7 protein-coding genes are annotated in these 14321 nt (G+C 70.8%); 3 read left to right on the plus strand and 4 right to left on the minus strand.

What is annotated here, in order from left to right; genetic code table 11:
• From C2142_RS30315 to C2142_RS30330, 4 genes are all read right to left on the minus strand, one after another.
• Positions 1-6654 (minus strand): non-ribosomal peptide synthetase (locus C2142_RS30315; protein ID WP_162002587.1); only part of this gene is annotated, 6654 nt, incomplete at its 3' end.
• A gap of 728 nt (positions 6655-7382) precedes the next feature.
• Positions 7383-8330, minus strand: a complete 948-nt coding sequence (locus C2142_RS30320) for a hypothetical protein (protein WP_148646032.1) — start codon at positions 8328-8330, stop codon at positions 7383-7385.
• A gap of 114 nt (positions 8331-8444) precedes the next feature.
• Positions 8445-9128 (minus strand): hypothetical protein, encoded by a 684-nt coding sequence (locus C2142_RS30325; RefSeq protein ID WP_148646033.1) that lies wholly within the window; start codon positions 9126-9128, stop codon positions 8445-8447.
• Entirely contained in the window at positions 9125-10027 is a 903-nt protein-coding gene (locus C2142_RS30330; protein ID WP_148646034.1) for an ABC transporter ATP-binding protein, read from the minus strand. The genes C2142_RS30325 and C2142_RS30330 overlap by 4 nt, the downstream gene beginning before the upstream one ends.
• A 70-nt stretch (positions 10028-10097) precedes the next feature.
• On the opposite strand from C2142_RS30330, the gene C2142_RS30335 reads away from it, so the two are divergent.
• The 3 genes from C2142_RS30335 to C2142_RS30345 form a co-directional block, all read left to right on the plus strand.
• Entirely contained in the window at positions 10098-10397 is a 300-nt protein-coding gene (locus tag C2142_RS30335; RefSeq protein ID WP_148646035.1) for a helix-turn-helix transcriptional regulator, read from the plus strand.
• On the plus strand, positions 10394-11161 hold the full coding sequence (locus tag C2142_RS30340) for a hypothetical protein (RefSeq protein ID WP_148646036.1): 768 nt from the start codon (positions 10394-10396) through the stop codon (positions 11159-11161). Before C2142_RS30335 ends, C2142_RS30340 begins: the two co-directional genes overlap by 4 nt.
• 617 nt (positions 11162-11778) lie before the next feature.
• The coding region (locus tag C2142_RS30345; RefSeq protein ID WP_241002865.1) for an AMP-binding protein at positions 11779-14321 on the plus strand (2543 nt) is incomplete at its 3' end.

The raw sequence follows: 14321 nt of genomic DNA on the forward strand, positions 1-14321 counted from the left end.
CTGGCCTGCACGGTAGGTGAACTGCCGCTCGCCCCAGACCAGGGCGACCGCGTCGGGCCTCTCCGCGGCCCGGCGGGTGAACGAGGTGACGGGTGCCGGCGCGTTCGCGAACACGGCCCGGCCGGGGTTCAGCGCCCGGACCCGTTCCAGCTCGCCGGCCTCGTCCAGCAGCCGGATCTCCTCCAGCGGCCGGTCGTCACCGGCGGTGAAACCGGCCAGGACCGTGGCCAGCTGGTCCAGCAGCCGGCGCGCGCCGTCGTGGTCGTAGCGTTCCCGCTGGAACAGCAGCCGCAGCTGCAGTCCCTCACCCGGCGCGGCGACCAGTGTCAACGGGGTGTCCGTCTCGTCGGAGACCCGCACCTCACGCACCCTGACCCGGTCCCCGCCGCCGTCCGCCTCACCCGGCGGCAGGTTCTCCACCACCACCAGACTCTCGAACAGCGCCGTCCCGCGCGGGACCTGGCTCCAGCCCTGGATCTGCGTCAGCGGCGTGTGCTCGAACTCGCGCAACTCCACCAGCGACGACTGCAACTCCCGCAACCACGGACCGACCGCGGCCCGCCCGTCCAGACGCACCCGCACCGGCAGCGTGTTGATGAACAGGCCGACCATCGACTCGATACCCGGCAACTGAGCCGGACGCCCCGACACCGTCGCCCCGAACACCACGTCCTGCTGACCGGCATGACGGCCCAGCAACAACGCCCACGCCGCCTGGACCACCGTCCCCAACGTCACACCCTGACGCCGGCACAACTCCCGCAGACCACCGACCACCTCATCGGACACCGACACCAGCGCACTGGCCACACCCGGCTCCGCGACCACCGGCGGATCCCACGGCAACACCGTCGGCGCCACCACACCGTCCAACGCCGCACGCCACACACCCTCGGCCACACCCGAATCCTGCGCACCCAGCCACGCCACGAACTCCCGATACGGCCGCACCACCGGCAACACCACACCACCACCACGCACCCCCTCATACAGAGCGAGCACCTCACGAAGGAGGATCGGCAGTGACCACCCGTCCAGCAGGGCGTGATGCATCGTCCAGACCAGCTGGTACGCCTCATCGGCGACCCGCACCAGGACGACCCTGAGCAGCGGCGCCCCGGCGAGGTCGAAGGCCGTGCCCCGCTCCCGGTCCTCAAGATCGGCCAGTCGGGCGGACAACTCCTCCTCGGCCGGTCCGTGCCAGTCGAGCTCCGTCCACGGCAGCGGGACCGTCCGGTGGACCACCTGGACCAGCTGGCCCTGCGAGGTCCGATGGAAGGTCGTCCGCAGCGCGGTGTGCCTCTCCACCAGCTGCTCCCAGGCTGCGCGCAGTGCCTTGGTGTCGAGCGGGCCCTCCAGGCGCACCGTCAGCTGGACCCGGTAGACCGAGCTCTCCGGCGCGTACAGGGTGTGGAAGAGCATGCCCTGCTGCATGGGCGACAGCGGGTAGACATCCTCCAGGCCGGGCACCTGGCCGGCGAGCCGGCCGACCTCCGCCCGGTCGAGTCCGGCCTGGGCGAAGGCGAGGGGCTCCGCCTTGGCCGGCGCCGGCTCCTCGTCCGGCCGTACCGCGGCGACGAGTTCGGCGACGGTCCCGTGCTGGAACACGAGCTTGGTGCTCAGCGGCAGCCCCGCCTCGACCGCGCGGGCGACCATCTGGAGGCTCATGATCGAGTCTCCGCCCAGCGCGAAGAAGTTGTCGTCACGGCCCACCCGGGCCAAGCCGAGCAGCTTCGCCCAGATGCCGGCCAGCGTCTCCTCGTCCGCGGACCGCGGCGGCGCGTACGAGGAGTCCTCGTCCGGCCGGTCGATGTCCGGGGCCGGCAGGGCGCGCCGGTCGAGCTTGCCGTTCGGCGTGTGCGGCAGGGCGTCCAGCACCATGATCGCGCTCGGAACCATGTAGTCGGGCAGCCGCTCAGCACAGTGGGCGCGCAGCTCCCCGGCCGTCGTGCCGGGCGCGGCGGCGATGTAGGCGACCAGCCGGGTGGCGGTCGGGCCGTCCTGGTCCGGCAACACGGAGGCTTCGACCACGGCCGGATGCTCCCGCAGCGCGGCCTCGACCTCGCCCAGCTCGATCCGGAAACCACGCAGCTTGATCTGGTGGTCGAACCGCCCCTGGAACACGAGTCGGCCGTCGGCGAGGAACCGGGCCCGGTCGCCGGTCCGGTACAGCCGGCCGCCGGGCTCGGTGCCGAAGGGGTCCGGCACGAAGCGCTCAGCGGTAAGCCCAGGCCGCCCCAGGTAACCCCGGGACAGGCCCTCGCCGCCGATGTACACCTCGCCGGGCACACCGGACGGGGTCGGCTGCATCAGCGGGTCCAGCACGTAGACCTGGGTGTTCGCGAACGGGGTGCCCAGGTCGGGCCGCTGGTCGCCGGGGTGGCACTGGCCGGCGGTGGCACCGACCGTGGACTCGGTCGGCCCGTAGCCGTTGATCAGCCGTCGGCCGGCCGCCCACCGGTCCACCACCTCCGGCGGCAGCGCCTCACCGGTGGAGGTGAGCACGCGCAAGTACGGGGCGGCCGCGGTGGGCAGCACGGCGAGCGCGGAGGGCGCCAGCGTCGCGTGCGTGATCGCCTGCTCGGTCATCAGGCGGGCCAGGTCGTCGCCCGGCAGCCGCTCCTCGCCGGTGGCCAGACAGAGGGTGCCGCCGAAGGGCAGCGACATCACGACGTCCCACAGCGAAGCGTCGAAGCTGAAGGAGGCGAGCTGGAGCACCCTGCTCTCGTGGTCCGGGGAGAGTGCCCCGGCCTCCACTGTGATCAGGTTGGCCAGTCCCCGGTGGGCCATCATGGCGCCCTTGGGACGGCCGGTCGATCCGGAGGTGTAGATCAGGTAGGCCAGCTGCTCAGGGTGCGTGTCGACGGCCGGGTCGGCCGGGCTGCCGGCGGCGATCTTCCGCGCGTCCCGGTCCAGGCAGATCACCGTGGCCGGCCCAGCGGACAGCCGCTCAAGCAGGTCCTCCGTGGTCAGCACGACGGACACGTCGCTGTCGCCAAGCATGTAGACCAGCCGGTCGGCCGGATAACCCGGATCGAGTGGCAGGTACACACCGCCGGCCTTCAGCACGGCCAGCAGCGCGACGACGGAGTCGACGGACCGCTCAAGGAAGACGCCGACCCGCGCCTCGGAACCGACGCCGCGCTCCCGCAGCAGGTGGGCGAGGCGGTTGGCCCGCTCGTTGAGCGCGGCGTAACTGAGCTGGCGCGGCCCGCAGGTCAGCGCGACCGCGTCGGGGGTGAGCGCCGTCCGGTCCTCGATCAGCTGGTGCAGGCAGCGCTCGCGCGGACGGTCGACCGAGGTCGCGTTCCACTGCGCCAGCCACTCCCGCTCGGCCCCGGTGCGCAGCGGCAGTCGGCCGATCGGGCAGGCCGGATCCGCCGCCACCGACTCCAGCAACACGCGGTAGTGCCCGGCCATCCGCTCGATGGTGGCCTCGTCGAACAGGTCGGTGTTGTACTCGACGGCGCAGTGCAGCCCGTCCTCCGCCTCGCTCAATGAGAAGGAGAGGTCGAACCGGGACGCGCCGGAGTCGAGCTCCACCGGTGTGCTGTCCAGCCCGGGGAGCCGCAGGTCGGACAGTACGGTTCCCTGTAGCGCGAACATCACCTGGAAGACCAGTTGGTGGCTCAGGTCGCGGGTGGGCTCAAGCGCGTCGATCACCGTTTCGAACGGCACGTCCTGGTTGACGTAGGCGTCCAGGCAGGTCTCGCGGACCTGGTCCAGCAGCTCGCGGAAGCTCGGATTGCCCCCGAGGTCGGTGCGCAGGGCCAGGGTGTTGGCGAAGAAGCCGATCAGGCCTTGCAGTTCCGGCCGGTTCCGGTTGGCAATGGGGGTACCCACCACCACATCGTCCTGGTCGCTGTAGCGGGCCAGCAGCACGTTGAAGGCGGCCAGCAGCGTCATGAAGAGGGTCACGCCCTCTTCCCGGCTGAGCCGGCGCAGTTCCTCGTGCAGGCCGGCGCCGATCGGGAAGCTCCGGGTCGCGCCGCGGAACCGCTGCACTGCGGGGCGCGGACGGTCCGTCGGCAGCTCCAGCAATGCCGGGGCTCCCGTCAACTTCTGCTTCCAGTAGCCGAGTTGCTTTTCCATCTCCGGCCCCTGGACGGCCCCCCGCTGCCACAGGGTGAAGTCCGGGTACTGCAATGGCAGCTCTGGCAGGGCGGGGTCCTCGCCGCGCAGGGCGGCTTGGTAGCCGGCGGCGAGCTCGTCGAAGAGCACGCCGATCGCCCAGCCGTCGATGACGATGTGGTGTCCCACCATGACGAGCAGATGGTCGTCCGGGGCGAGTCGCAGCACGGTTGCGCGGAGCAGCGGACTCCGGGCGAGGTCGAACGGGCGGCCGGTGAACTCGGCGGCCAGCTCCAACGCCTCCTCCTCGCGCCGGCCGGCCGGCCGGTCGCGCAGATCGACCAGCGGAACGGTGAGACCCTGCTGCGCCGTGACCACCTGCGAGGCCTCGCCCGCGTGGTCGACGAAGGCGGTGCGCAGCGCTTCGTGGCGGGCGACCACCCGGTTGAGGGCGCGTTCCAGGGCCGCCACGTCAAGCGGACCGGACAGGCGCGCGGCCATCGGGAGGCAGTAGGCCGAGGTGCCGGGCGTCAACTTCTCCAGGAACCACAGCCGTTGCTGCGGCGGAGACAGCGGGAAGGTCTCCTGTCGGACCCGGCGCCTGAGGTCGGACGTCCCGTCGCCCGCCCGGTCAGCGCCGTCCGCACCGCCCGCGTCCGGTGGCGGTGGCTCGAAGGCCCAGGCGGCGTCGCCGCCGAGCGCGGCGAACTCGGCCGGGGTGAGGGCGATCCGCACATCGAGCCGGCCGGCATTGGCCAGGCCGAGCACCATCGGGCCGTCGGCGCCGGGACCGAGCGGGCCGCGGACCGGTGCCGACCCGCCCGGCGTGCGCTCCAACGCCTCTGCAACCCGGCGGCGCAGGTAGTCCTCCATCGCGTCCTGGCGCCCGGCCGGCGCAGCAGTCGCGGCGGAGAGCGCGGCCTCCGCCGGGTCCGTGGGCGCTGTCGCTCCGGGCGGGCCGGAGCGAGCGCCCGCCCGCCGTCCCTGGGCCGGCTCGACGGCGGCCGGCAGCCCGCAAGCGTGCCGGCGCAGCAGGTCGAGGGCGTGCAGGCCGTCCAGGGCGACGTCGGTATCGATGCCGAAGTCGACCAGTGCGGCGATCTCGTCGACGCCGGCCACCCGCAGCCGCTGGACGAACGGCAGGCAGCTCTCCGGCGTGCCGACGAGCGCGCCGGACCGGACGTAGCGCTCGAACGCCTCGGACAGCGCCTGCTGACGCCCGGTCCGGTCCAGGTCGGACAGCCGCCCGGCGCCGTGCTGCCACAGCTCCGCCGAAGCTTCGAGGTACGAGCCGAGCGGGCCGCGGACGGTCGAGAACACCTCGTCCAGGTCGTCGCCGACGAAAGTGTGGAGCATCAGAGTGACATGCCCGGACCGTGGGTCGCGGCCACTGCGGGCGCGCGCCGCACGGTAGGCGGCGATCTTCTCGGCCAGCTCCCCCACGCTCTGGAACTGCAGGGCAGTCAGCACGTTCGCGCCGCACTCGCCGGCCTCGACGAACTGCTCGATCCCGCCGGAACAGGCGACCCAGACAGTTGCCGGCTCCGACTGCCCGGGTTGCGGGAACGGCGGGGTCGGCTGGTCCCGGCCCGCGCCGTCGTATCGGTCCGCGCTCCGGCCGCCCCGGAACGCCCGAGCGGTGTCCAGGGCGGAGGCCAGCGAGGCGCGGCGGTCGGTGCGGCCGTCCGGGGCCGGGCCGAACTCCCGGGAGTCCGGCCCGGCCGCGAACGCCAGATCGACCCGGCCACCGGAAAGGCCGTCGACGGCGGCCCAGTCCGGGAGCCCTCGCGCCTGGCTCACGGACGGGACGAGGCCGCCGGCCCGCAGCCGGATCCGCTCGGTGAGGACGGCCAGCGCGGAGGCCAGCACCGATGGGTTGGGGTGCCCACCGCCGGAGGGACGCTCCGACAGCCAAACCGCCTCGAAGTCGTGCTGGTCCGCGAACTTCGCACCTTCCAGCAGCAGGCGGTAGCCATCCTCGGCAAACTCCGGCACCCGGCCGGGGAAGTAGATGAGGCTGAAGCGCATCGGCTGGGCGACAGGGGCGCACGGGGACGCTGCCGGGCGCCAGCGCGGCCCCCACGCGGCCTCGTCCAGCCGGTCGAGGGCCAGCCGTTCGGGGCCGGGAACGGCCGCGGTCTCACCGGTTGGTGTGCCGGCCCCCGTGAGGCCGCCGACGGGACCGTCGTCGAAGACGTCGGAGACGGTCAGTACGCCTCGTGCACCGGAGTCGGTGAGCAGCGCGGAGGGGCGGGCAGGCGATCGCGGTACGCCGGGTCCCGACGGCTCTGCAGGCACCGGGATCATTCCCGCGTAGAGGCAGCCGTAGAAACCGGCGACGGCGTCGGGCCCCGACGGGCAGAGCACCAGAATGCGGTCGCCCGTGGCGAAACGATCCTGTAGCCACGCGGCGATGGCCCGGGCTCGGGCGTCCAGCTCGGCGTGGGTGAGGCGGGCCGCCCCCGCGTCGCCATGGGCGAGGAAGGTGTGGCTTAACCCGTCCGGCTGTTCCACCGCCCGCCTGCGCAATACGTCCACAAGCGTTTCCGAAACGCAGGAGTCGTGAAAAGACTGTGACGCCATGAATGTGCTCCCCCGAAGACCCTGGGCACCTCTTGACTGGTTTCGCCCGGCTCTCTTGTCGCAGACGGCAGACTCGGCAGCGACTCTAACCCACGAAACCGATCATGAACAGACCCGTTTTGCGCCCGCCAGAGCACCTGCGCGGTATGTCCGATTTTCTGCCGTCCGGCCCGATGAGGTCCAATTCCTCAGATTTCCGCAGCATTACACGTCATTACGCGAAGCACTTAGGGGTGGCACCGACCCGGGGGGCGGGTGATCAACGCCGCCTCGACTACAGGTATGAACTTCCGGGCGAAACAGGACTGTTCACTACTCGGGCGGCGCCCGGAGCCCCGCCCGGCCCGACCGGTCCGGCGCCCAGCGAAACCGACGGTGCCAAACAATTTGCAATTTCTTGACCATCCCCCCGCCGGTCCGGCGACTTCCCGCCGGCACTCCTCACCCGGCTTCCCGGGGGCGTTCAATCGCATGAACGGCAGAACGGCATATCAGGGGCGACAGCGATTTGACGTCGGGACAGGGAAAACGCCCCGACCGCCCTGTCCCGGGGGAAGACAGCGCGGTCGGGAGAATGCTCGCGAACACCGCGGACCGCGATGTCGCGAAGTATGGAATGAATTTATCGGAACATTCCCGTCACAAGGACGGGACGGGCCGGCAAAACGGGTCCGGCCCGCTGCGACGGGCGCCCGGCCAACGGACGCGGACCCCCGGACCGTTGGACCTCAGCGCCGATAGGACCAGGCCGCCATGCCGCCGAAGACGACCATGCCGGTGAGCACCGCGCTGACGCAGGTCAGTACGGTCAGCGCGGCCGGCGTGTCGACGGTCAGCCCGACCGTGCTCACGATGCCGTCGCGCAGCGCCAGCGAGACCGGCAGGGCCACTGCCCCCGCGGTGACGCCGATGTGCACCGCCTGCCGCAACCGTCCCCGGGGCTGGCGGACCGTCAGCTGGAGGACAGCGTCGCACACCGTGCCGAAGGCGTACATACCCCCGGCGAACCAGATGGTCTCACCGACGAAGAGCAGGCCGAAGCCGTTCTCCCGGGCAAGCCCGGTCGCAACCATCAGACCGGCGAAAACACTTCCCGCCACCATGACCTGAGTGACATGTGTCCGGATCCACCCGGTGACGTCGATCCTTTCCAGCCAGGCGACGAATCCCCTGGCCGGCCCCGGCAGCCGTGCCGCCAGCAGGGCGGCCACCGGCACCAAGTCGTCGAGCCAGTCGCCGTGGAGCTGGTAGCTGTCCTGGTCCGGCAGGAGCCGCCGCGCCCTGGCCTGCGCCAGCCAGTCCGCCGTCGCCAGCACGGACACCAGTCCGAGCACGGCGATCAGCCAGGGCGTACCACTGTCCCACAACTCCTGGTCGGCGCGCAGGATCACGGCCACCCAGTCGGTGACGAGCGTCGCCGTGACCAACACGGCGGACGCGCAAGAGGCCCGCAACAACTGCACAACCCGGTACAGCGGAAGCGGCTCGTCCCGCCGGCACAACAGCATCCGCAGCACGGTCAGCGTGGCGATGATCGGTACGAAGAACATCGTGAAGGTCACGACGGCGTCGTACGGATCATCCTGCCAGGGACTGCCGTTCCTGATCACCTTCGCCTGAGTCGTCACGTAGGCGAAGACCGTGAACACGACGGCGGTCAGAACCGAGACCGACAACGCCCAGCGTACGGCCGGCCGGGCTCCGTCCCCGGCTGGAAGACTGTCGCTTCGAGGAGAAATCACGTACTGCCACCCCGTCCAGGGAATCGGCCGACACGCTGACGGCACCGGCTAGCTGTTGACGTCATGCCGAAGGAAGAACACCAACGCCACAGCCTCGATGATGAGGAAGGGAAGGAAGGCATGCACGAGCGCGCCCGCGTACTCGCCGCCGGTGTACTTCCCCAGGGTGATCTGCTGGGCAACCAGACCAGGCAGCCAGTCGCTCTGGTTGTTGCTCGCGAACAGGTGCTCGGCCGGCAGGATCCAGCCAAGCGTGATGGTGAGCGCGATCGGGATGTTCCTGGTCAGCACACCCACGCCGTGCCCGAAGACGGTGAGTGCCACGCAGGCCACCACGAGGTCCCGGGCCGACGCCGCGAACTCCGAGACCTGGGGCACCGTGCCGAGCACGGAGCTCATCAGGAACCCGAACACGCCCGCGATCGCCGAGAACGCGATCGCGACGGTGACCGACGCCCCCAGCTTGCCCAGGCAGACCCCGCCGCGTCGCGGACTGGAGATGAGCCAGGGGCGGATCGTCCCGGTACTGAAGTCACCCGCGGCAACCGTGGCGGCACGGCCCATGATCAGCGTGGCGACGATGATCCCGGCCTGCTGAAAGCCCCACAACGGCTCGTGCTGCTGCGGCTTGGCGTTGAGCATGGCGAACATGATCAGACCGAGCCACAGCGCCAGGAACCAGCCCGTGGCCCGGTTGAGCGAACGGAGTAGTTCCGCGCGGTAGGTCCTCATGAGCTGGCTCCCGAGATCGCGGCGTGAAAGGCTTCTTCGAGGGTCGGCGTGACGTGGCTGAGCTCGACCAGCTTCACGCCGGACTGCGCCGCGATGTCGAAGATCTGCGTCGCCAGCAGGTCCGCCGATCCGTCCGTGGTGACCCGCAGAGCGTCCGGCGTGCGGTCGGCCCGGATACCCTCGGCCTCCAGCGCGGCGGCCAGGCCGCCTGTTGCCGCGTCGTCCATGGCCCGGATGCGCAGGCTGGGGCTGCCGACGAAGTCGTCGAACGGCCCGTCGTAGAGGACCTGCCCGTCGTGGATGAGCGTCAGCGCGTCGGCGGTGCCCTCCAGCTCGCGCAGTTGGTGGGTGGAGACCACCACCGCGGTGTCTCGCTCCGCCACCCGGCGGATGAGCTGGCGCAGCTGGAGGATGGCATCCGGGTCCAGCGCGTTGGTCGGTTCGTCCAGCAACAGCACCGCCGGGGAGCCCAACAGTGCCACACCGATCGCCACGCGCTGCCGGTAGCCCTGGGACAGCGTTCCCACCCGCTTGCCCATCACGTCCTGGACCTGCACGAGTTCGGCGATCTCGTCGATCTGGGCGGCCGGGGCCCCGGTGAGGACCCGGTGGATGTCCAGGTTCCGGCGCACCGACATGCCGGTGAAGAGCCCGGGAGTCTCGATCATGGCCGAAAGAGCCCGCTCCCCGTCCCCGGCGGCCACCTTCACCGAGCCCTCGGTCGGCTTGATGAGCCCGGTCATCACGCGCATGGTCGTGGACTTACCGGCTCCGTTCAGACCGACCAGCGCCGTCACCTGACCCCGCCGCGGGGCCCAACTCAGCGAATCGACGGCCGTCGTGGTGCCGAACCTTTTCGTCACACCCGATAAGACAACGGGTGTCCTGTTCTCTGCCATGACCCGGAATAGTACACGCCGCGTAGCACTTGTCACGTAGTAGTCTTCCCGGGACAGGAGGAGGAACACGATGCAGGCCAACGATGCGCAGACACTCGTACTGTGCGCGCTCTCCGACGGCCCGCTGCACGGCTACGCCGTCAACGCGGCCATCGAGGAGCTCACCGGAAGGAAGCTGGGGCCGGGCAGCCTGTACGGTGCGCTGACCCGCCTGGAGGCCAAGGGGCTGATCGAGCCCCTCGACGAGGTGGCACGCACCCGGCCCGTACAGCTGACCCCGAAGGGGCGCGAGGTGCTCGAAAAGGAGCTGCGCTCGATGGCCCGGGTGGCAGCCGCAGGGCTCCGCGGCCTGGGGGTGAGCCTGGCATGAGCGTCACCCGGGTCCTGGTCCGGATGTATCCAGAGTCCTTCCGCGACCGCTGGGGCTCCGCCCTGGAGGCCGACGCGCAGTCCGCCGGCTGGCGGTCCTGGCCGAGCCTGCTGGCCACCGTCATCGACCTCTGGCTGCACCCCGTGGTCTGGCCGGCCGCGTCCGCCTCCCAACGCCGCTACCGCGCGGCAACGATGGCACTCACCGTCACCCTGACCATCTGGGTCGTCGGACGGGCCGCAGCGGCGAGCCACAGCCCGCTCTCCCAGCAGTACCACCCCACCTGGAGCCTGACCAACTGCGCCGAGCTGATGCTGCTCGGCATGGTCCTGGTCCTGCCGCTGCCCCGGCTGACCTGGCATGCCGTCACCACGCTGCTACGCAGAACCTTCCTGGCACTGGCCGCTCCCGCGATCCTCGGAATCGGCGCGATCGTCTTCGTGCACAGCGTCGACCCGGCGGTCATGTCGAAGTCGCGCCTGCTGGTGACCAGCTGCTACTGGCTCACACTCACCCTCGGGGCGATCCAGGTCAGCCGGATCATCAGTTCCCTGGACGCCAGCGTGACGGTGCCGCCGCACCCCGCCCGACTGCGCCTCGGCATCGCGGTCCTCGCCGTGGGCGGGGCGCTCGCCTCCTGGATCAGCCTCAGTTCCGCCGTGAGCACGGAGGGGCTCGACCTCCTGTCCGCCGCCACCGGCGTCTGCCTGCTGATTCTCACGTCCATCTTCTTCTCGACCCTGCGCGATCTCGGCAACTGCTGAGCCGCCGCGGCCCGTCCAGCGCGGCCGGTGATGAACCACCGGCCGCGCTTCGGGCTGCCCGATCGCCTGACGGTCCGTCGCTGTCCCCGCAGCTCAGGCCAGTTGGGGCCGGAGTGACCCCCGGAACGGGTGTTCAGAATTGAGTGCCTGACACGAACAGTCTTTCGCGTTACAGTGGTCGCGCCAGGCCGTGATACTCCAGCTCGACTGTTCCGGCACCCACCCGCCGGTGGGCCCCACAGCCCCTAGCCACGTTTCGAGCGAGTTCACGTCGCCGAAGTGACCAACCGGGGGAAGGCTGTTCACGTCATGATCGAGAGTGCTGGCTTTAACGGGGAGATTACTGCGGGCCGGCAGCACCGGGCCCCGTCCGGACCGGGAAACAGCGGAAGCGGTCCACTCGCACGGACCGCCTGAGCCGGTCCGCCCCGCGGCCCAACCGTCCGCCCAATCTTCCTTACGGCACTGAGTGAACCTCACCAGTGCTCGTTCGAATGTCATCTGAGCCGCCATCAGGGTTCAAGCACCACCGGTGCCCTTTGCCGTCGGACACAGCCGCCGGCCCCTTCCGCATGGCACTCTCCGTCGCTTCTGAGCAGGTCGGGATACCAGTGATGATGAATGTCGAGGATATCTACCCCCTGGCACCTCTCCAGCGGGGTCTGCTCTTCCACACCGTCGCGGACGGCGGCGGAATGTACACGGAGCAACTCGCCTGCCGGATCGAGGGCGACTTCCACCCGGCGGCCTTCCGGGAGGCCTGGGAGCAGGCCTGTGCCCGCCACACCGTGCTGCGGACGTCCTTCCTGTGGGAGAACCTCGAAAGCCCCGTGCAGGTTGTGCACAAGGCGGTGCGGCTTCCGTGGGCGGAGCTGGACTGGCGCGGACTGACCCCGGACGAGGCCGAGGAGCGTCTGGAGGTCTTCCTCGCCGAGGACCGCGCCCAGGGCTTCGACATCACCCGCGCTCCGCTCCTGCGGATCGCCGTGATCCGACTGGCCGACGACGTCTACGAGTTGGTCTGCAGCAACCACCACCTGATCTTCGACGGGTGGTCCCGCTCGGTGCTCTTCCGTGAGGTGCTCGCTCTGTATGAGGGGGTGCGTGGTGGTGGTGTGGTGTTGCCGGTGGTGCGGCCGTATCGGGAGTTCGTGGCGTGGCTGGGTGCGCAGGATTCGGGTGTGGCCGAGGGTGTGTGGCGTGCGGCGTTGGACGGTGTGGTGGCGCCGACGGTGTTGCCGTGGGATCCGCCGGTGGTCGCGGAGCCGGGTGTGGCCAGTGCGCTGGTGTCGGTGTCCGATGAGGTGGTCGGTGGTCTGCGGGAGTTGTGCCGGCGTCAGGGTGTGACGTTGGGGACGGTGGTCCAGGCGGCGTGGGCGTTGTTGCTGGGCCGTCATGCCGGTCAGCAGGACGTGGTGTTCGGGGCGACGGTGTCGGGGCGTCCGGCTCAGTTGCCGGGTATCGAGTCGATGGTCGGCCTGTTCATCAACACGCTGCCGGTGCGGGTGCGTCTGGACGGGCGGGCCGCGGTCGGTCCGTGGTTGCGGGAGTTGCAGTCGTCGCTGGTGGAGTTGCGCGAGTTCGAGCACACGCCGCTGACGCAGATCCAGGGCTGGAGCCAGGTCCCGCGCGGGACGGCGCTGTTCGAGAGTCTGGTGGTGGTGGAGAACCTGCCGCCGGGTGAGGCGGACGGCGGCGGGGACCGGGTCAGGGTGCGTGAGGTGCGGGTCTCCGACGAGACGGACACCCCGTTGACACTGGTCGCCGCGCCGGGTGAGGGACTGCAGCTGCGGCTGCTGTTCCAGCGGGAACGCTACGACCACGACGGCGCGCGCCGGCTGCTGGACCAACTGGCCACGGTCCTGGCCGGTTTCACCGCCGGTGACGACCGGCCGCTGGAGGAGGTCCGGCTGCTGGACGAGGCCGGCGAGCTGGAACGGGTCCGGGCGCTGAACCCCGGCCGGGCCGTGTTCGCGAACGCGCCGGCACCCGTCACCTCGTTCACCCGCCGGGCCGCGGAGAGGCCCGACGCGGTCGCCCTGGTCTGGGGCGAGCGGCAGTTCACCTACCGGGCACTGCAGGCCAGGGCCGCCGCAACGGCCACCCGGCTCGTCGCCCACGGGATCGGCCCGGAGAAGCTGTGCGCCGTGCTCGTGGACCGCTCACCCGAACAGGTCGCGGCCGTCCTCGCGGTCCAACTCGCCGGCGGCGCCTACCTGCCCGTCGACGCCGGATACCCGGCCGAACGCCTGGCCTACCTGCTCACCGACAGCCGCTGCACCGTCCTGCTCACCACCCGCGCCCTGCTCGAACGCGTCCCCGCCCACGCCCTCGACAACCTCACCGTCGTCCTCCTCGACGACACCACCACCACGGACACCACCACCACGGACACCGCGAACGGCTCCACCACCGCGGACACCGCGAACGGCACGGACACCGCGGACACCGCGAACGGCGCGGACACCGCGGACGGCGCGGCCGGCGCGGACGGCGCGGCGGAGGTCGTGCCGCTGCCCGGGCAGCTGGCCTACGTCATCTACACCTCCGGCTCCACCGGCCAGCCCAAGGGCGTACTGATCGAACACGCCCAGGCCGCCCGCCTGTTCACCGCGGCCCAGGACCACTTCCACTTCGACCGCACCGACGTGTGGACCCTCTTCCACTCCCTCGCCTTCGACTTCTCCGTCTGGGAACTGTGGGGAGCCCTCATCCACGGCGCCCGCCTGGTCCTGGTCGACGACACCACCCGCCGCACACCCGCCGACATGGCCCGCCTCCTCACCGAGCAGGCCGTCACCATCCTCAACCAGACCCCCTCCGCCTTCCTGCCCCTGGCCGCCGCCATCATCCAGGACGGCCCACGCCCCACCACCCTGCGCGCCGTCGTCTTCGGCGGCGAAGCCCTCCCCACCGACCGCCTCGCCGACTGGGCCCACCACATGGGCACCACCCACCCGGCCCTGATCAACATGTACGGCATCACCGAAACCACCGTCCACGTCACCTGCCAGCCCCTCACCCCCCACCACCTCGCCCCCGGCGCCCCCAGCACCATCGGCCGCCCCCTGCCCGACCTCACCACCCACCTCCTCCACCACCACCACCACGTCCCCACCGGCATGACCGGCGAAATCCACGTCGGCGGCGCCGGCCTGGC

Source organism: Streptomyces sp. CB01881 (assembly GCF_002953255.1).
GTDB lineage: Bacteria > Actinomycetota > Actinomycetes > Streptomycetales > Streptomycetaceae > Kitasatospora.

What these genes read in the sequence shown, in the direction of transcription:
- C2142_RS30340 (WP_148646036.1), top strand. Translation starts at nt 10,394, where the DNA reads ATGAGCGTCACCCGGGTCCTGGTCCGGATGTATCCAGAGTCCTTCCGC.
- C2142_RS30330 (WP_148646034.1), bottom strand. Translation starts at nt 10,027, where the DNA reads ATGGCAGAGAACAGGACACCCGTTGTCTTATCGGGTGTGACGAAAAGG.
- C2142_RS30335 (WP_148646035.1), top strand. Translation starts at nt 10,098, where the DNA reads ATGCAGGCCAACGATGCGCAGACACTCGTACTGTGCGCGCTCTCCGAC.
- C2142_RS30325 (WP_148646033.1), bottom strand. Translation starts at nt 9,128, where the DNA reads ATGAGGACCTACCGCGCGGAACTACTCCGTTCGCTCAACCGGGCCACG.